The organism is Nocardioides sp. Root240, assembly GCF_001428825.1.
Taxonomy (GTDB): Bacteria; Actinomycetota; Actinomycetes; order Propionibacteriales; family Nocardioidaceae; genus Nocardioides.
Window position 1 is genome coordinate 555,815 of sequence record NZ_LMIT01000001.1, and the last position, 17,769, is coordinate 573,583.

The following is a 17,769-nucleotide window of genomic DNA, read 5'->3' on the forward strand; positions in this document are numbered from 1 at the left end:
TCAGGCCATCACGCCGACGGCCTCGGGGGTGAACCCCGGGAACACCGTCGCCGACGACGCGTCCAGCCGCTTCGTGACGACCTCGGCCAGCACGCTGCGGTAGTCGGTGGTGACCGTCAGGTCGCCGTTGACGTCGTTGACCAGCCCCGGCCAGGTGCCGTGGTAGCCGCCGTTGACCCCGGCACCGAGCAGCAGCATCGCGTTGCCCCAGCCGTGGTCGAGGCCGTAGCTGGCGTTCTGCTTGGTCCGGCGGCCGAACTCCGACAGCGCGACCACGGTGACCTTGGACGCCAGGGATCCGAGATCGGTGAAGAAGGCCGCGAGCACCCCGGCGAGCTCGGTCGTCATCTCCTGCATGCTCCCCCAGGCGAGCGGGCCGAGGTTGACGTGGTGGTCCCACGAGCCGAAGTCCACGGTGATCACCTCGGCACCGACGTCGCCGCGGATGGTGCGGGCAGCAGCGGCCATGGCGTCCCCGAAGTCCCCGCGCGGGTACGACGCCCCGTTGGCCGGTGTCGTCGGCGTCTGCTTGACCGGGCCGAAGTCGTTGATCGCGGTCATCGCGGCACGGGCTCCCGCGCCCAGCGGTCCACCGACACCGGACCAGGTCGTCGTCATCGACCGCGTGCGGCGACCACCGACGTCCCACTCGTCCACACCGGAGAGACGCAGCTCGGAGATCCGCTCGAGGGCCACCGTGGCCGCGGGTCCGCTCAACGCGGTCGGCGGCGTGGCCGAGCCGATCTGCACGGCCTGGAGCGGGCTCGCATAGCTGTCGCGGCCGATCAGCCGGTTCAGCCAGCCGGTGCGGGTGCTCGACCCGGGCGCGGCGTCCTCGATCTCCTCCATCGCGGAGAAGTGCGAGCGGTTGGGGGCCGGCAGTCCGGTCGCGTGGACCGCCGCCATCCGCCCGGCGTCCCACAGCGGCAGCAGCGGCGCGAGGTGCGGGTGCAGGCCGAAGAAGCCGTCCTTGGCGAGCAGCTGGGCCGCGGGGACGGCGATGTCGGGGCGCGCGGCGTAGTAGACCGGGTCGCCGTGCGGGACCACCAGGCTCATCCCGTCGACCGCACCGCGCATCGACAGCACCACCAGTACTGCCGGGGCGGACCGGGTGGCGGCGTACGACGTCTCGACGAAGGCCGTCCCGAAGGCGGCGGTCGTGCTGGTCGCGAGGCCCGCGGCGAGCGAGGCGCGGAGCAGTCCGCGGCGCGAGAGCCGCGAGAACTCGGGGCATCCGCAGTCGGTCGCGGTGTCGGGGGGCGGGGCGGTCATCGCGTCACCTCGTCATGTGGGTCGGGCAGTCGAGGAGGACGGTCAGCAGTCGCGCCATGTCCCAGCGCACCAGGCCGTGCGATGCGGTGATCACCGTGGCCGGCGTGCAGCCGGTCGCCTCGCACGCCGCCTTCAGCAGCACCGAGGTCGAGCCGCGGCCGTGCATCGTGCGCGCGAGGTGGTCGACCAGGTGGTCGAAGCGGATCCGTGTGGCGGGCAGCCACGACGCCGGGGTCCGGTACGTCGCGCCCGCGGTCGGCCACCACCCCCCGGACATCGTGTAGTGCACGTCGAGGGAGTTGAGGAAGCGCGACGTCGACGACCAGGCGGCCGCCGTGTCGGGCCGGCCGTCGGGCGGCGCCCAGGAGAACGGCCGGAGCCCGACCGACTGGGCCTGCCAGAGGATCTCGTTGGCCGACGACTCCGCCTCGCTGTCGGCGGGCCGCACGGTGATCCGCGCGCCCAGCGCCCGCCAGGTCGCCACGACGTCGTCGGTCGGCGTCCGGACCTTGCGACCGATGGCGCTCGACGCCTTGAACTCGCTGGAGGCGACCAGGCTGCGCAGCACCGGGACGATGCGGGTGTCGTTGGCGAGGTAGACCTTCGCGAGCCGCTCGACGAGTGCCGCCGGTGGTGCGTCCGACACGTAGCGGCGGGCGATCTTGAGCGCGACCCGCCGCGCGGTCGCGGGGTGCCGCGCGAGGTAGCGCAGGTACGCCTGGACCACCGCACGGCCGTCGGGATCGCTGTTGGCGTGGCTGAAGCCCATCACCTGGACGGGACCGGTCCAGTGGCGGTTGGGGTCGTAGGAGAACGCCCACGTGTCCCACGCCGCGACGCGGTAGCCGGTCAGGATCCGGGCCGAGCCCTTGACGTCGTCCTCGGTGTAGTTGCCGCGCCCGACGGTGTGCAGCTCGAGCAGCTCACGACCGAGGTTCTCGTTGGGCGCCTTCTTCGACGAGTTGGCGTTGCCGAGGTAGACCGCCATCGCGGGGTGCAGGATCGCGGCCTCGAGCAGGTCGGCGTACCGCCCGAGCGCCAGCCGGCGGATGGTCCTGCCGTACGACGTGCGGAACGGCCCCACCTCGCCACTCGCCGGCACGTGCAGGTGGTGCTCCCACAGCTCGGCCATCGACTCGAGGACCTGGCGCTGGGAGCCGAGGCGTCGTACCAGCGCCCAGCGCTCGTAGTTGGCGTCGGCCATCCACATCTCCTCGACGCCGTCGACGTGGCGCTGCCAGATGGCCTCGGGAGAGGCGTTCACCGAGGTCCACCACGCGGAGGTCGTGGTGTACCAGCTGTCGCTGTACGTCGAGCCGAGCTGGCGCACGAACCAGGTCGGGAAGCCACCGGCGGCGACCACCTGCCGGTTCAGCGCCGGGGTGTAGCCCGCGGTGAAGCGGCGCAGCCCGTGCAGGGTCGCGGCCGACGGGATCGCGGTGCGTGTCCATGCCCGTGGTGCGTAGGCCACCCGCGTCCCCTCCCCGATCGGTGCGTGGCCACCAACCTAGGAAGGCGGGCCCGCCCGCCGGGACCTCCTTTCGGCCCTGCGTGGTCGGTCGGTTCGGACCACGGACCCGGGACCCTCGGTCGACGCCGGGCGTCAGTCCCGGACCAGCACGAAGAAGTACGGCGGCGCGTCGCGCAGGTCCATGCACCCCAGCAGGGTCTGCTCGTCGACCCGGCGGAACAGGTCGATGATCGGCAGGTGGTCGTAGCTCATCCCGGCCGTCACCACGCCGCGGTACTCCACGTTGCGCAGCCGCGCCCGCGGCTTCCCGGTCCGCAGGGCGGGCAGCGCGGCGCCCATCACGGCGCGACCGCGGGCAACGACGCCCTCGGGGATCTTGTCGACGATGCCGAACGGGATCCGGCGCGGGTCGACGGAGACGATCTTGCCGCTGGGCGCCTTGAAGAGCAGAGGGTGCACCTCGTCGACCGAGTCGAACTGCTTGCCGTACCAGCCCGACGCCTCCAGCAGGCCGTCCATCGGGTGCCCCGTGCCGAGCTCGCGGCCGTGCCAGCGGCCGGTGATCTCCTCGGCCCGGACCGCCGGCAGCGTGTCGAAGAAGGCGAGCGCGTCCTCGAGGCGGCAGGCGGGCTCGAGCTCGGCGAGGCGGTCAACGGGAATGACAGTCATGCTGTCATTCTCGCGCGAGGCAGGCCCCGGCGCCAGGCACGTCCAACCCGCAGGCACTCACGGGGCGTCCTCCGCCCGCTTCTTCACCTCGGCCCACGGGAACCGCTGGCGCAACGTCGCCCCGCTCGGCGCGCCGTCCTGCTCCTTGGCCCACGCGGAGTAGTCGGCGAACGAGCCGGTGCTCCCGGGCGCGCGCAGGTACGCCGCCACGATCGCCACCACGTCGTCGTCGCTCCAGCGCCGCGACGTCGAGCGGGTCTTGTTGGTGGCCACTCCGGCGCGCGCGCAGGCCTGGTTCCACGACCCGAACCGACGGATCAGCAGGGCCGGGGAGGCCGCGTCGTGGGCGCGCTGCCACGTGTCGTACGACGACGCGGTCAACGGCTCGCCGAGATCGGCCGCGGCGGCGGCGAGGTCGGCGGTGATCTGGTCGTCGGAGTACTCGGGGACCCGCATGTCCCCACCTTAGGAGTCGCGCGGGCGTTGTCATCCGCGGACGAAGGAGCGGCGGAAGTTCGTCCGCCACGGCCGTGACCGGCACCACTCGGGCGGACCTACCTTCGGGGCGGGTCGTGTGCGATCAACCCCCGAACAAGGAGCCAGACCGATGCCATTCCTCACCCCTGACGCCCCGCCGGTGGACCCGGCGGAGTTCCTCACCCGGCCGCGCCAGGAGCGCATCCGGACCCTGGCGACCTTCTGGTCGGAGTTCGGGTTCGGCACGCCGAAGATGGTCCACACGATCTACATCGTGAAGCTGATCGTGCTCTCGATCGGCGGCGGCATCGCGCTCGCGACGCTGACCTCCGACGTCGGCGGCCCCTTCGAGGTCGACCAGTGGTGGGACCAGCCGATCATCTACCAGAAGGTCGTGCTCTGGACGCTCTTCCTCGAGCTGTTCGGCATCGGTGGCACGTGGGGCCCGCTGGCGGCGCACTTCAAGCCGATGACCGGCGGGATCGCCTACTGGGCGCGACCGGACACCATCCGGCTCCCCCCGTGGCCGGGCAAGGTCCCGTTCACCGCGGGTGACAACCGCAGCCCGGTCGACGTCCTGCTCTACCTCGCGACGCTCGCCAGCTTCCTGTTCGCGGCCGCCTCCGGTGGCACCCGCCTCGACGGCTACGGCGTCGACATGGTGGAGCCCGGCCTGATGGCGCTCTCCGCGGTGCTGCTGGTGGTCTGCGGCCTGCGCGACAAGATCCTCTTCCTCGCCGCCCGTGGCGAGCAGTACCTGCCGATCCTGATCATCTCGGCCCTCGCCGGCGGCACGCTGACGTTCACCGACTTCATCGTCGCCGCCAAGCTGATCATCGTGATCGTCTGGGCCGGCGCCGCCGTCTCGAAGATGAACCACCACTTCCTCAACGTCGTCCCGCCGATGGTCTCCAACGCGCCGTTCGCGCCGAAGTTCCTCAAGCGGGCGCACTACAACTCCCTCCCCGACGACCTCAAGCCGTCGCGGCTGGCCTGGTTCATGGCCCACGTCCTCGGTACGACGGCCGAGCTCGTCGTACCGCTGGTCCTGCTGTTCAGCACGAACTGGACCATCACGCTGCTCGCGGTCGGCTCGATGGTGCTCTTCCACGTCTTCATCACGCAGACGTTCCCGCTGGCGGTCCCGCTGGAGTGGAACATCGTGTTCTCCTACATCACGATCTTCCTGTTCGCCGGCCACTTCGCGGGCGAAGGCTACGCCATCACCGACTTCAGCGAGGGCTGGATGCTGCCGGTGTTCGTGGCGGCGCTGGTCTTCTTCCCGGTGCTCGGCAACCTGCGGCCCGACCTGGTCTCGTTCCTCCCGTCGATGCGGCAGTACGCCGGCAACTGGGCGTCGGCCACCTGGGCGTTCAAGCCCGGCGCCGAGGCCAAGCTCAACCAGCTCAAGAAGCCCGCGAAGAACCAGATCGACCAGCTCGTCGAGGGCATGGGCTACGACCCGGACGTCGCCGAGATGACCATGCAGATGACGCTGAGCTGGCGCTCCATGCACAGCCAGGGCCGCGGCCTGTTCTCGGTGCTGCAGAACTACCTGGGCGACCAGTACGAGGACTACTCGCTGCGCGAGGCGGAGTTCTGCTGCAACTCGGTCATCGGCTGGAACTTCGGCGACGGCCACCTGCACGACGACCAGCTGATCAACGCGATCCAGAAGCGCGTGAACTTCGCGCCCGGCGAGTTCGTCGTGGTGTGGGTGGAGTCGCAGCCGATCCACAAGCCGACGCAGGAGTACTTCGTCATGGACGCCGCCCTCGGCATCGTCGAGCGCGGCACCTGGCTGGTCACCGACTGCGTCAACGAGCAGCCGTGGCTGCCCAACGGCCCGATCCCGACCAACGTGACCTTCCGCGACGCGGTCCACCACCCCGCCGTGAAGGCCAACGCGTGACGACCACGCTCACCAGCGTCGCCCGGATCCCGTTCCTCCGTGAGGAGCGGGATCCGGTCGGTCCGTGCCTGACCGACGGCGAACGGTCCCTGGACAACGCGGCCTTCGCCGCCGCCGTACGACGCCTCGCCGCGCGCTTCGAGGAGCTCGGCGTGGACCCCGGCGACACCGTCGCCGTGATGCTGCCGAACTGCGCCGAGATCATCACCACGATGTTCGCGGCGTGGTTCCGCGGCTCGGCCCTGAACCCGGTGAACCCGGCGCTGACGGACGAGGAGGCGGCGTACCAGCTCGAGGACTCGGCGTCCGCGGTGATCGTCGGCGACCAGCGGGCCCGGGCGCTGGCGGAGTCCCTCGGGATCGCATGGGTGGACGCTGACCTCGTCCACGGCCCCGGGGGCCCGCCGGTGTCCCTCACCGAGGAGCCGGTCGCCATCGGCTCGGACTTCGCGCTGGTGATCTACACCAGCGGGACGACCGGGCGCCCCAAGGGCGTGCTGCTCGACCACGACAACCTGGACGCGATGAGCGCCTCGCTCATCGCGCACTTCTCGCTGTCGCCGGCCGACCGCAGCCTGCTCGTGCTGCCGCTCTTCCACGCCAACGGGCTGATCGCGGGGACCCTCTCCGTGCTGCGCGCGGGCGGCGACGTGGTCGTGGCGCCGCGCTTCTCCCCTGAGACCTTCTGGGACCACGTCGAGGCCGCGCGCCCGACGTACTTCTCGGCCGTTCCGACGATCTACGCCATGCTCGAGGCCCGCACGGAGCGGGAGGTCGACACCTCGTCGCTGCGGTTCGTGATCTGCGGCGCGGCTCCGATGCCGGCCGAGCTGATCACGCGGTTCGAGGAGCGCTTCGGCGTACCCCTGGTCGAGGGCTACGGGCTGTCGGAGTGCAGCGTCGCCTCGAACATCAACCCGGTCGCGGGGCCGCGCAAGCCCGGCACGGTCGGCGTCGCGCTGCCCGGCCAGGAGGTCGCCGTCCTGACGCCGGACGGCTGGGAGCTGCCGCCCGGCCACCGCGGCGAGGTCGTGATCCGCGGCGCCAACGTGATGCGCGGCTACCTCGGCAAGCCCGAGGAGACGGCCAAGGTGCTGCGCCACGGCTGGCTGTTCACCGGCGACGTCGGGATCATCGACGAGGACGGCTACCTGCGGATCGTGGACCGGATCAAGGACATGATCATCCGGGGCGGGGAGAACATCTACCCGAAGGAGATCGAGGACTGCCTCTACGGGCACCCCTCGATCCTCGAGGCGGCCGTCGTGGGCGCCCCGCACGACGTGCTGGGCGAGGTGCCGGTGGCGTACGTCGCCACCAAGCCGGGACTGGTGGTGAGCGAGGACGAGCTGATCGCGCACTGCGCGGCGGCCCTCGCACGCTACAAGGTGCCGACGGAGATCCACGTCCTCGGCGAGCTGCCGAAGAACTCCGTGGGCAAGCTGGTCAAGACCCACCTGCGGGAGCGCCGTGCCGGTTGAGCGAGCACGCCCCGGGACACCCGGGACTTTGTCCCCGACGACCAAAATGCGCCGTCACGCTTCGTGGCGGCACGACAGTGACGTGCGTCACGTCGATTCTGGGACACTGCAGGGATGCCGGACCTGATGACCGAACCCCTGACCACCGCGGCCCTGGTCGAACGGGTCGCGGCCAGCCTGCACGCGCGCGTCGGCGATCTCAGCAACAGCATGCGCGAGCGGCTCTCGACCCGCATCGAGGAGCTGGAGAACGGCGGCGCCATCTTCGAGCTGCTGTACGCCAGCATCGAGGGCAACGTCGAGAACATCTTCCACCTGCTGCGCCACGACATCGACGTCGACAACGTGGAGCCGCCGTCGGCGGCCTACGAGTACGCACGCCGGCTCGCCCAGCGCGGCGTGCCGGTCAGCGCCCTGGTCCGGGCCTACCGGCTGGGCCAGCAGCACCTGCTGGAGAACATGTTCGTCGAGTTCGAGCGGGTCGAGGTCGACCCGGCCACGCGGGCGGCGGGCTTCGAGAAGGTCGTCGCGGTCACCTTCGACTACATCGACTGGATCTCCCAGCGGATCGTCACCGTCTACGAGAGCGAGCGCGAGCGGTGGCTCGCGGAGCAGACCAGCGCCCGGGCCGGCCGGGTCGAGGACCTGCTCGAGGGCCGCACGGCCGACGTGGACGCGGCCGAGCAGGTGATCGGCTACCGGCTGCGCGTCCCGCACCTCGGCGCCGTGCTGTGGGTCCACGAGACGGGTGCCCAGCAGGACCAGCTGTCGCGGTTCACCCGCGCCGCGGGCACCATCGCGGAGCACCTCGGCTCGACCCGCACCCCGCTGGTGATCGCGCGCGACCGGGCCAGCGCCTGGGCGTGGTTCGCCGTCCGTGAGGACGTCGTGCCCGACCTCGACGTGATCAAGTCGCTGCTCGGCGAGGTCGGCGGACCGCCGGTGCCGATGGTCGCGCTGGGGCGGCCGCGCTCGGGGCTGGACGGCTTCCGTCGTACCCATGAGGAGGCGATGAAGGCCCAACAGGTCGCCATGGTGCGCGACGAGCCGACCCACCCCGTCACCAGCTTCGGCGAGCCGGGCCTCAAGGTGGCCTCGCTGCTGGCCAACGACCTCGACACGACCCGCAGCTGGGTCCACGACACCCTCGGCGACCTGGCCCGCGACGACGACCACCACGAGCGGTTGCGGCACACGCTGCTGTTGTTCTTCCAGCACGAGAGCAGCTACACCGCGACCGCCGAGGCGATGTTGATGCACAAGAACTCGGTGAAGTACCGCATCGCCTCCGCCGAGAAGGCCCTCGGCCGCCCGATCAGCACCGACCGGCAGGCGATCGAGCTCGCGCTCACGGCGTGCGACTGGCTTGGGCGCGCGGTGCTGGTCCCCGTGTCCTGACCGGTCCGACTTGTCGGCAGGAACCAAAACCGGTCCCCGAACTCGGGCGCGACGGGACATGCGAAGAACCCGCCGGTAGCCCTACCTTCGTGCCATGACGGACGCGATCGTGATCGGCAGCGGGCCCAACGGGCTCTCCGCGGCGCTGACCCTCGCGCGGGCCGGGGTGGACGTCACCGTCCTCGAGGCCCGCGACGAGATCGGCGGCGGCACCCGCACCGTCCAGCCGTTCGGCGAGGGCATCCTGGTCGACCACTGCGCGGCCATCCACCCCATGGCGCTCCAGTCCCCCGCACTCGCCGGCCTCGACGCCCACGGCCTGTCGTGGGCCTGGCCCGAGATCGACGCCGCCCACCCGCTCGACGACGGCCCCGCCGCCCTCCTGCACCACTCGGTCGAGGAGACCGCGGCCGGTCTCGGCAAGGACGCACGCCGCTGGAAGATGCTGTTCGGCGCCCCGTCGCGCGCCTACGGCAAGCTCGCCGGCGACATCCTCGGACCCGTCGTCCACCTCCCCCGCCACCCCCTCCTGCTCGGCCGGTTCGGAGCCCCCACCGTGCTCCCGGCCGCCCTCCTCGCCCGCGTCTTCCGCACCGACCAGGCCCGCGCCCTTTTCCTCGGTACGACGGCCCACGCGATGCGCCCACTCACCGAGGTCGTCTCGTCGGCCATCGGCATGGGCATCCTGACCGCCGGCCACCACGACGGCTGGCCCGTCGCGGTGGGCGGCACCCAAGCCATCACGACGGCGATGGCCGCGGCGCTGGTGGACCTCGGCGGCAAGATCGAGACCGGCGTACCGGTCACCTCGCTGTCGCAGCTGCCCCGCACCGACGCGGTCCTGCTGAACCTGTCCCCCCAGGCCGCGCTGGCGCTCTACGACGACCAGCTCCCCGCCGGCACCCGCCGCTCCTACCGCCGCCACCGCTACGGCCCCGCGGCCTTCAAGGTCGACTTCGCCGTGCAGGACGGCATCCCCTGGCGCGACCCGGCCGTCGGCAGGGCCGGTACGGTCCACCTCTCCGGCGGCGCCGCGGAGATCATCGCCAACGAGCGCTCGGTTGCCTCCGGGCACCTGCCGGACCGCCCGTTCGTGCTGCTCGGCCAGCAGTACCTCGCCGACCCCACCCGCTCCCGCGGCGACGTGCACCCGATCTACGCCTACGCCCACGTGCCCGCCGGCTACACCGGCGACGCCACCGAGGCCCTCATCGCCCAGATCGAGCGCTTCGCCCCCGGCTTCCGCGAGCGGATCGTCGGCCAGTTCGTCACCAGCCCCGCCGCGTTCGCGGCCGGCAACGCCAACTACGTCTCCGGCGACATCCTCACCGGCTCCAAGACCCCGGCCTCCCTGCTCCTCGGGCCCCGCCCCGGCCGCAACCCGTACCGCACCGGCGTCCGCGGCGTGTACCTCTGCTCCGCCGCCGCCCCTCCCGGCCCCGGAGCCCACGGCATGGTCGGCTACCGCGCCGCCCACCAGGCCATCAAGGACCTCCGCCTCTCCTGACCCGTCCCCCACGAACCGTGGTCAGTGGCACCACGAACCGTGGGCAATGGCTCCACGAACCGTGGGCAATGGCTCCACGAACCGTGGGCAATGNGCCGCGGGCAATGGTTGCCGGGCACGACCGCGACGCCACCTCGTGATGCCATAACACGCGGTTCGTGGTGCCATCAGGCACGGTTCGTGGTGCCACCAGGCACGGTTCGTGGGGGTGGGGTCAGCGGGTGGTGATGAGGAGGACGGCGGCACCGAGCATCACGCCGGCCACGACCTGGCAGGTCAGGGCGCCGCGGCGGAGCACGGAGATCCGGTGCTCGCGCTCCTCGCTCGGGAGCGCGTCGACGACGAGGCCGTCGGCGTGGGCGCGGCCCCAGACCCCCAGGGGGAACAGGAAGCAGGCCACCGCCAGGCAGGTGATCACGTCCAGCACGCCGCTCATGGCTGCTCCTCCCAGGCACTCACGTCGTAGGGGTCCGAGGGCCGGTACGACGCCTCGTAGGCCACGTCGGCCGCGCGCAGCTCGCCGGCGAGCCAGTCGCTCCACGCGGCCTGCTCCTTCTCCGAGGTCAGCGCCGTGCGGAGCGTCGCGGCGGAGCCGGCGAGGGTGGCGGCGACGGGGGCACGGACGGCGGTGACGACGCCGACGTTCCAGCCCTGGCTGCCCTCCACCGGACCGTAGGCACGTCCCACGGGGGTGGCGAAGACGGCTTCGGCGACCGCCGGCAGGAGGTCCGCGCGGGCGACCGCGCCGAGCCGGCCGCCCTTGTCGCGGGTGGCCGCGTCGATGCTCACCTGCCGGGCCAGGACGGCGACGTCCGCACCGGCGTCGAGCCGGCGCCGTACCTTCCGGGCCTCGGCCTCGGAGCTGACCACCAGGTTGCTGACGACGCGGCGCTCGGGGGTCGCCAGGGAGGCCCGGCGCTGGGCGAAGGCGGAGCGTACGTCGGCGTCGCTGATCACCACGTCGCCGGCGACCTCGTCGAGCAGCTCGCGGAGCTCGAGCTGGCGGCGCACCTCCGTGCGCACGGCGTCCTCGGAGGTGTTCACGTTGCCGAGCGCGTCGAGGAACTGGTCGCGGTCGCCGTCGAAGCGGTTGTCGACGAAAGAGGTGACGGCGGCGTCCACCTCCGCGTCCGGTACGTCGATCCCGGCCTCCGCCACAGCGCGGTCCAGCACGATGCTGATCGCCATCGACTTGGCGGCCTGGCGGCGGAAGGCGTCGAGCTCCTTGCCGTCGAGCGGCTCCTGGATGCCGTACATCGCCCGCAGCGAGTCGTTGCGGGCGTCCAGCTCGTCGACCGTGACGGCCCGGTCGCCGACCCGGAAGGCGGTGCCGTCGGGCACCTCGTCGGACCACGGGCGGGCCACGGCCAGCCCCGCCCCCACCACCGCGAGCACCGCGACGACCGCCAGCACGAGCCTCTGCCTCATCACACCTTCTCCAGCACTCTCGTCTCCTCCGGTACGACGCCCGCCACACCCTCCGGCCCCCTCGAGGAACCCGCGGGCAGCAGCGCCCACACCAGCAGCCGCGACGCACCGAGCGCGACCGCGACGGTCACCGCCAGGAGCAGGCCGAAGCCGCGGATCAGGCCGAGGTCGGACACCGCGAGCACGGCGTACCCGGTGGCCGAGGCCGCCGCGGCGAGGTCGACCGCCCGCGCGATGCGGCGATCGCCGCGGCGTTGGGCCAGGGCCAGCAGCACGGTGAACTCGCAGGCGACCGCGGCGGTCAGCGAGCCGAGCCCCGCGGTCATCGGCGTGAGCGAGGCACCGACGAGCGCCATGCCCAGCGCCACCAGGCCGGAGGCCACGGCCGCCGACAGCATCGCCACCAGCGCCAGTCGCACGTCACGCAGCAGTACCAGCAGGGCCACGCCAGCGGCCACGATGCCGAGCACCGCGCCGAGCATCCGCTCCCGGTCCATCGCCTCCTGCGCGGAGACGGCGACCATCGGCAGGCCGGCGACCTCCACGTCGATCGCCTCGGGCGCCGTCGCGGCCACCTCCTCGAGGTAGTCGCGCAGCACCTCCAGCCGGTCCACGTCGCGCAGGTCCACGCCGTAGGTCATCACCGCGAGGGTGCGGTCGGGGCTGACCACGCTCGAGGCGAGGTACGGCGGCAGCAGGCGCATCGCGGCGTCGACCTCCGACGGCGCGGGCTCGGCGCCCAGGAAGGACAGCACGTCGGCGGGCGAGAGCACCGCGCTGAGCTCGTCGCCGTGCCGCGCGATCACGTCGCGGCGGGCCTGGCTCATCCAGCCGAAGCTGTCGGCCGAGAGCACGTCGTCGCCGCGCACCACGAGGGCGACCTCGCCGGAGGCGCCGACCACGCGCTCGACGCTGCGCGCGGCGTCGTACTCCGGCAGCCCGTCGGCCAGGGAGGTGAAGTCGGACTGCATCGACAGCGACGGGAAGAGCACCCAGCCGACCGCGGCGGCTGCCACCGGGACGAGCAGCAGCAACCGCCGCCGTCCGACCGGCATCGAGGCCGCCGCAGGGCCCGACCGGGCCGAAGGCCCCTCCACGACAGGGGTCTCGGCCTCCTGCGGTCCCCACCGGTGGACGGCGAGCGAGACCAGCACGGTCACCACCAGGCCGACGGCGAGGCTGGTGCCGAGGTCGGCGACGGCCGGCACCGGCGCGACCGCGAGCGCCCCGAAGCCGGCGGCCGAGGCCAGCGCCGCCGCCAGCACGGTACGACGCCCAGCACCCCGGTGCAGGTAGGTCATGAAGTCCGAGCCGATGCCCAGCAGCACCGGCAGGAAGGCGACCGCGGTCAGTGCGAGGGGCCGGCCGGACCAGCCCGCGACGGCCAGCGTGGTACCGGTGCCGAGCAGGGTCGCGACCAGCGGCAGCAACCGCAGCCGGCGCCGGGTCCAGCTGGTCAGCAGGAACCATGCGCCCACGGCCAGGACGGCCAGCCCACCGAGCAGGGGCACCTCGCGGCGCACCTGCTCCCCCAGGGCCGCCACGACCGACGGGACGCCAGTGACGGTGGTCCTTCGCGCGCTCACGTCGCTGTCGGCGACGGCCGCCTCGACCGACGACACGAGTGACTCGACGTCGCTCTGCGGCAGCGAGGCGTCCGGGCGCACGAGCAGGGCGACGGCGTCGGGCCGCGGCACGAGGAAGTCCCACTGCGGCCGGGGATCGCCCTCGTCGTTGAAGATCACGCGGTTGACGAAGGTCTGGTTGTGCAGGGTCGGCAGCCCGCCGGGCATGCCCTTCGCCAGCAGCCCCGAGTAGCGCTCGTCGAACTGTGCGGTCGCCCGCGATCCCGCTGCAGCGACCTCCCGCGGCGACCCGCCGGCCTTCCGAGCCCGCGCCTGCGCGGCACTGCGCAGCCCGTCGCGGTAGCCGCCGAGCTCGGCGAGCAGGTCCTGGGCCTGGCCGGCGATCTGGTTGAGCACCGTGCCCGGCCCGTAGACGGCCTTCACGTGCGGCAGCGCGGCGAGTGCGCCCTCGAGCTGCAGCAGCGCCGGCAGGTTGTCCTTGAGCAGCAGCTGCCCGGGCTCGTCGGACTCCAGCAGCACGACCACCGGGTCGCCCCCGAACTGGCCGGCGAGCTCCGCCGTCGCGCGGACGGCGGCGTCGTCGCGTGGCACGAACTCGTCGACGCCGGTCTCCACCTCGACCCGCAGCAGCCCACCCACCAGCAGCGCCAGCAGCGCGAGCAGGCCGAGAGCCGCGGCCACGCCAGGCAGGGGGCGTGGCCGCGGTGTCCTCGGGGTGGGCAGGCTCCACCTCATCGCGGGATCGGGTCCTCTTCGATGCGCGGGTACTCACCCGTGAACTCGCCCGGGTCGTTGTGCGCGCCCGGTGCGGGGTACGGGTTGTAGTACGTCGTCGGGCTGGCACCGACCGGCAGGTTCAGCGAACTGATGCCGAGGACCGGCTTGACCCGCGCGATCGGCCCGTTGCTGTCGGACGAGCCGACGAACCCGATGAAGTTCGTCCAGTACGACACCAGGTCGTGCCCGTACGGCTTGAGGTAGGCCAGCATCGGGTTGAGGTCGGCGAGGTTGACCTGCAGCGTCCGCAGCAGCGGGCTGACGGCTCCCTGCATCGGCTCGAGGCGGGTGAGCGAGGCCGGGGCCCGGTCGAGCGTCGTGTCGAGCGAGGGCAGCAGCCCGCGCAGGTCCTGCGTCGTCGCCGGCAGCTCGACCAGCGCGCCGCTCAGGTCGGGCGCGGCACCGCGCAGGTTGCGCGAGACGGTGCCGAGCGGCGCGCTGAGGTCGGCGAGGCTGTCGCTGGCCTTCTCGGTCGTGACGAGCAGCGGCGGCAGCGCCCGCATCAGCGCGGTGACGTCGTCCTCGTGACCGGCCGTGACGGCGGTCAGCGTCTGCGCGTCCTTCGTCAGGTCGACGATCCGGCCCTGCTGGGTGTCGAGCGCGTCGAGCACGGCGGTGGAGCTGCGGACCAGCGAGCGCAGGTCGTCCGACTGCTCGGACAGCGCCTCGAGCGCACCGGCGTTCTGGCCGAGGTCGCCGAGCCCGGCGAGCACGGCGCCGACGTCCTCGCGGGTGTCCTTCGTCGCCTGGCCGCCCGAGCGGACCAGCTTCGCGAGGTCCTTGCGGGTGGGCGCGTCGAGGCTGGTGAGCACGTCGTTGAGCTGCACGCTGCCCCGCGCGGCGGACGCCGGCAGGGTCGCCCCGTCGTCGTACGCCGAGCCGTCGCCGTCCACGATCTCGAGGTAGGTCTCCTCGATCATGGTCTTGTTGCGGACGGTGATCACCGCCCCCTCGTGCAGCGGTACGGCGGCGTCGTCGAGCTCGAGGGTGACCATCGCCTTGTCACCCTTCACGTCGATCGCCTCGACCTGGCCGACCTCGACGCCGGCGATGCGGACGTCGGACTGGAAGACCAGGTTGTCGACGTCGTCGTACGGCACCGTGACCTGGTAGCCGGCCCGCGACAGCACCGGGATCTTGCCGCCGGCCTGCAGCCACAGGAAGCTCACGATCGTCGTGCAGACCGCGAGGAACACGATGAGCGTGACGCCCTTGAGCTTGGGCACCGCCTGGTGGGGAATGCGCATCAGCCCAGTCCTCCGATCGTCTCGGGCGAGAGCTGGAAGAGCCCGCGCAGGATGCCGCGGTTCGCGTCGCGGAGGCTGACGACGGAGTTCGTGTTGTAGACGAACGCCGCGAGGTCGTCGAGCCGCGGGACGAGCATCTGGGTCAGCGGCCGGGCGTCGGCGCTGATCGGCCGCAGGTCTCCGGCGACGGTGCGCAGGTCGGGCGCCGCCGCCCGGAGGTCACCCACCACCGGACCGGCCCTGTCCAGCACCGGCTGGGCCTCGCGCAGGAAGTCGTCGAGCTCGTCGACGCTGCCGTTGAAGCTCTTCAGGGCCCCCGGCAGCTCGTCACTGGCCTTGCGGACGTCGGCGAGGGTCGGGTCCAGCTGGCCGGCCAGCTCCACCACGCTGCCGGAGGTCTCCCGCAGCTGGCGGGACAGCTCGGGCAGCTGGGCGAGCGTCGCGTCGAGGTTGCCGCGCTCCCCCGACAGCGTGCCGAGGGTGACGCTGAGCGAGCTCGCCATCCGCTCGAGGCGCACGTCGTTGGTGCCCGCGGCGTCGGAGACGTCGGCGAGCGCATCGACCAGGCGGGCGAGGTTCTTGCGCCGCGTCTCCAGCTTGTCCATCACCGGCTGCAGGTCCTTCAGCAGCTCGTTGGTCCGGTCGAGGCCGGCGGGCAGCCGCTTCGGCGCGTTCACCAGCGCCACGTCCGACTCCGCGAACAGCGAGCTCATCGCCGCCTGGGTGTTGGAGTCCAGGTGCGCCAGCACGTCGTCGACCTGGATCGGCGAGACGGTCCGGTCGACCGGCACGGTGTCGCCGTCGGCGAGGACGGGGGCGTCCGGCGTACCGGGGCTGATCTCGATGTACATGTCGTTGAGCGGGCTCTTCGGCCGGAGCAGCACCTGCGCGTCCTGGTGCACCTCCTGACCGTTGTCGATGCGCAGCTCGAGGCGGGCCTTGCCGTCAGCGGTGATCTCGGCGGAGCGGATGTCCCCCACCGGTACGCCGGCGATGCGCACCTCCTGGCCGTTGCCCGGGCTCACGCCGGCGGCCTCGTGGAGGTCGACGTAGAGCGTGTACCGGTCCTCCCACGGCGGGTTGAACCGCTCGTGGGCGAGGAAGTACCCGCCGACCGCCGTACCGAGGACGACGAGCACGGCGAAGGCGACCAGGTTGCGTCCCAGGCCGGGCTCGCTGCGGGCCCGCTCCCAGAACTTCGACAACGAGCGCTTCATCACCGGTCTCCGTTCGCGACGGCCCCGAAGAGCTGTTCGAGGCTGATCGGCAGGCCCGCGAGGGAGCCCGGGCCGATGCCGGGGAGGAAGGAGATCATCGATCCGTTCTCGTCCATCATGTTGGCCTGCGCGAGGTTGGAGAACATGTAGCCGGTCTCCTTGTAGAGCGGCCGGTCGGCGCCGCCGCCGGCGTACTCGCCGGTGCCGTGCCACGGCGACATCAGCTGGTCGATGACCGGCCCGTTGACCCGGTCGAGCACCGGGCCGCGGACGTTGTCGACGGTGGCGTCGAGGTCGCGGCTGATCGGGATCAGGGTGGTGATCAGCGGCCGCGCGTCGCGCAGCACGCCGCGGAGGTCCTTGACGACCGGCCGGGCCCGCGCCAGCACCGGGTCGGCGTGGTCGAGCAGCCGCGACAGCTCGCGCACCGACGGCCGGGCCGGGTCGGCCGTGTCCTCCAGCGAGGTGAGCACGCCGTCGAGGCTGTCGAGCAGCGTCGAGGTCTCGTCGAGGCCGGACGGCAGCGTCCGGGAGGCCTCGGCGATGTCGTGCCGGCGGGCGTCGAGCACCTTCGCCGTGGTGGCGAGGCTGTCGATCGTCTCGCCCAGGTGGGCGTTCTCCGAGGAGAGCACGGTCGAGGCGTTCTCGCCGCCCTCGACCAGGGTCGCGAGGTCGCGGTCGGGACGGGTGCCCTGCAGCGCCCGCAGCACGTCGTCGGTGGAGCGCAGCGTGCTCGGCGCGGAGTCGAGCAGCTCGCGCAGCGCGCGGGTGCCGTCCTTCGCCAGGGTCTCGTCGAGGGCCTTCGTCCCGGTGCGGACGCCCTTGCGGGCGTCGGCCGGGAAGGCGCTCGCCACGCCGTCCAGCTCGACGGGCAGCTCGGTGCGCTCGACCGGGATCGTCCCGGCGAAGGTGCCGCTGCGGCCGCCGGGGATGATCTCGACGTAGTAGTTGCCGCCGAGCAGCGTGGTCGGCCGGACCCGCGCCGAGGGCGCCGTACCCATCGCCTCGCGGACGCCCTCGTCGACCTTCACCTCGACGGTGGTCACGCCCTTCTCGTCCTCGACGGAGCGGACCACGCCGATGTCGACGCCGGCCATCTTCACGTCGGAGACCGAGGTGCGCAGGCGGTGCGCCTCACTGAACTGGATGCTGACGGTGTCGCCCGGCCGAAGCATCGCGGTCAGCTGGGCCTTCTGGAACAGCAGGGCTCCGGCCACCGCGGCCAGGACCACGAAGATCCTGCCGAGCTGCAGGGCCGAGAACCGGTGGTGCTCGCCCACGGCGGCGGCCCCCTTCGTCGCTCGGCGGTTCGGTCGTGTCCTCATCG

Annotated in this window: 14 protein-coding genes; 4 read left to right on the forward strand and 10 right to left on the reverse strand. The window is 72.3% G+C overall.

Going from position 1 to position 17,769, the window contains the following annotated elements; all coding sequences use genetic code 11:
- From ASE20_RS02600 to ASE20_RS02615, 4 genes are all read right to left on the reverse strand, one after another.
- Positions 1-1,272 (reverse strand): DUF1501 domain-containing protein, encoded by a 1,272-nt coding sequence (locus ASE20_RS02600; protein WP_056892940.1) that lies wholly within the window; start codon positions 1,270-1,272, stop codon positions 1-3.
- A 4-nt stretch (positions 1,273-1,276) separates the two neighbouring features.
- Positions 1,277-2,743 carry a DUF1800 domain-containing protein gene (locus tag ASE20_RS02605; RefSeq protein WP_056892941.1) on the reverse strand — a complete coding sequence of 489 codons (1,467 nt, stop codon included), beginning with the start codon at positions 2,741-2,743 and terminating at the stop codon, positions 1,277-1,279.
- A gap of 132 nt (positions 2,744-2,875) precedes the next feature.
- Positions 2,876-3,412: a DUF4334 domain-containing protein gene (locus ASE20_RS02610; RefSeq protein WP_056892942.1), complete on the reverse strand. Its 537-nt coding sequence runs from the start codon at positions 3,410-3,412 to the stop codon at positions 2,876-2,878.
- 57 nt (positions 3,413-3,469) lie between these two features.
- The gene (locus tag ASE20_RS02615) at positions 3,470-3,868 is read right to left on the reverse strand and encodes a homing endonuclease associated repeat-containing protein (protein WP_056892943.1); all 399 of its coding nucleotides are present in this window, start codon (positions 3,866-3,868) and stop codon (positions 3,470-3,472) included.
- A gap of 151 nt (positions 3,869-4,019) precedes the next feature.
- Here ASE20_RS02615 and ASE20_RS02620 point away from each other — a divergent pair, with 151 nt between their 5' ends.
- From ASE20_RS02620 to ASE20_RS02635, 4 genes are all read left to right on the forward strand, one after another.
- Positions 4,020-5,801 (forward strand): DUF3556 domain-containing protein, encoded by a 1,782-nt coding sequence (locus tag ASE20_RS02620; RefSeq protein ID WP_056892944.1) that lies wholly within the window; start codon positions 4,020-4,022, stop codon positions 5,799-5,801.
- The gene (locus tag ASE20_RS02625) at positions 5,798-7,282 is read left to right on the forward strand and encodes a class I adenylate-forming enzyme family protein (RefSeq protein WP_056892945.1); all 1,485 of its coding nucleotides are present in this window, start codon (positions 5,798-5,800) and stop codon (positions 7,280-7,282) included. The genes ASE20_RS02620 and ASE20_RS02625 overlap by 4 nt, the downstream gene beginning before the upstream one ends.
- Before the next feature lie 126 nt (positions 7,283-7,408).
- Positions 7,409-8,680: a PucR family transcriptional regulator gene (locus ASE20_RS02630; protein WP_162260982.1), complete on the forward strand. Its 1,272-nt coding sequence runs from the start codon at positions 7,409-7,411 to the stop codon at positions 8,678-8,680.
- 94 nt (positions 8,681-8,774) lie between these two features.
- Entirely contained in the window at positions 8,775-10,187 is a 1,413-nt protein-coding gene (locus ASE20_RS02635; RefSeq protein WP_056892947.1) for a phytoene desaturase family protein, read from the forward strand.
- 214 nt (positions 10,188-10,401) lie between these two features.
- Here the strand turns inward: ASE20_RS02635 and ASE20_RS02640 are convergent, their stop codons facing one another.
- From ASE20_RS02640 to ASE20_RS02665, 6 genes are read right to left on the reverse strand one after another with little or no spacing between them, the layout of a single operon-like run.
- Positions 10,402-10,623 (reverse strand): hypothetical protein, encoded by a 222-nt coding sequence (locus tag ASE20_RS02640; protein WP_056892948.1) that lies wholly within the window; start codon positions 10,621-10,623, stop codon positions 10,402-10,404.
- Complete coding sequence (locus ASE20_RS02645) at positions 10,620-11,615, reverse strand: peptidyl-prolyl cis-trans isomerase (protein ID WP_056892949.1); 996 nt, start codon at positions 11,613-11,615, stop codon at positions 10,620-10,622. Before ASE20_RS02645 ends, ASE20_RS02640 begins: the two co-directional genes overlap by 4 nt.
- Complete coding sequence (locus ASE20_RS02650) at positions 11,615-13,882, reverse strand: MMPL family transporter (RefSeq protein WP_056892950.1); 2,268 nt, start codon at positions 13,880-13,882, stop codon at positions 11,615-11,617. The genes ASE20_RS02645 and ASE20_RS02650 overlap by 1 nt, the downstream gene beginning before the upstream one ends.
- A gap of 50 nt (positions 13,883-13,932) precedes the next feature.
- The gene (locus ASE20_RS02655) at positions 13,933-15,225 is read right to left on the reverse strand and encodes an MlaD family protein (protein ID WP_056892951.1); all 1,293 of its coding nucleotides are present in this window, start codon (positions 15,223-15,225) and stop codon (positions 13,933-13,935) included.
- Entirely contained in the window at positions 15,225-16,442 is a 1,218-nt protein-coding gene (locus ASE20_RS02660; protein ID WP_056892952.1) for an MlaD family protein, read from the reverse strand. The genes ASE20_RS02655 and ASE20_RS02660 overlap by 1 nt, the downstream gene beginning before the upstream one ends.
- Positions 16,442-17,767: an MlaD family protein gene (locus ASE20_RS02665; RefSeq protein ID WP_157538382.1), complete on the reverse strand. Its 1,326-nt coding sequence runs from the start codon at positions 17,765-17,767 to the stop codon at positions 16,442-16,444. The genes ASE20_RS02660 and ASE20_RS02665 overlap by 1 nt, the downstream gene beginning before the upstream one ends.
- Positions 17,768-17,769 lie beyond the last annotated feature (2 nt).

Coding starts and splice junctions, on each gene's coding strand:
- ASE20_RS02635 (WP_056892947.1), top strand. CDS start 8,775: ATGACGGACGCGATCGTGATCGGCAGCGGGCCCAACGGGCTCTCCGCG.
- ASE20_RS02620 (WP_056892944.1), top strand. CDS start 4,020: ATGCCATTCCTCACCCCTGACGCCCCGCCGGTGGACCCGGCGGAGTTC.
- ASE20_RS02660 (WP_056892952.1), bottom strand. CDS start 16,442: ATGAAGCGCTCGTTGTCGAAGTTCTGGGAGCGGGCCCGCAGCGAGCCC.
- ASE20_RS02615 (WP_056892943.1), bottom strand. CDS start 3,868: ATGCGGGTCCCCGAGTACTCCGACGACCAGATCACCGCCGACCTCGCC.
- ASE20_RS02600 (WP_056892940.1), bottom strand. CDS start 1,272: ATGACCGCCCCGCCCCCCGACACCGCGACCGACTGCGGATGCCCCGAG.
- ASE20_RS02630 (WP_162260982.1), top strand. CDS start 7,409: ATGACCGAACCCCTGACCACCGCGGCCCTGGTCGAACGGGTCGCGGCC.
- ASE20_RS02665 (WP_157538382.1), bottom strand. CDS start 17,767: ATGAGGACACGACCGAACCGCCGAGCGACGAAGGGGGCCGCCGCCGTG.
- ASE20_RS02645 (WP_056892949.1), bottom strand. CDS start 11,615: ATGAGGCAGAGGCTCGTGCTGGCGGTCGTCGCGGTGCTCGCGGTGGTG.
- ASE20_RS02640 (WP_056892948.1), bottom strand. CDS start 10,623: ATGAGCGGCGTGCTGGACGTGATCACCTGCCTGGCGGTGGCCTGCTTC.
- ASE20_RS02655 (WP_056892951.1), bottom strand. CDS start 15,225: ATGCGCATTCCCCACCAGGCGGTGCCCAAGCTCAAGGGCGTCACGCTC.
- ASE20_RS02610 (WP_056892942.1), bottom strand. CDS start 3,412: ATGACTGTCATTCCCGTTGACCGCCTCGCCGAGCTCGAGCCCGCCTGC.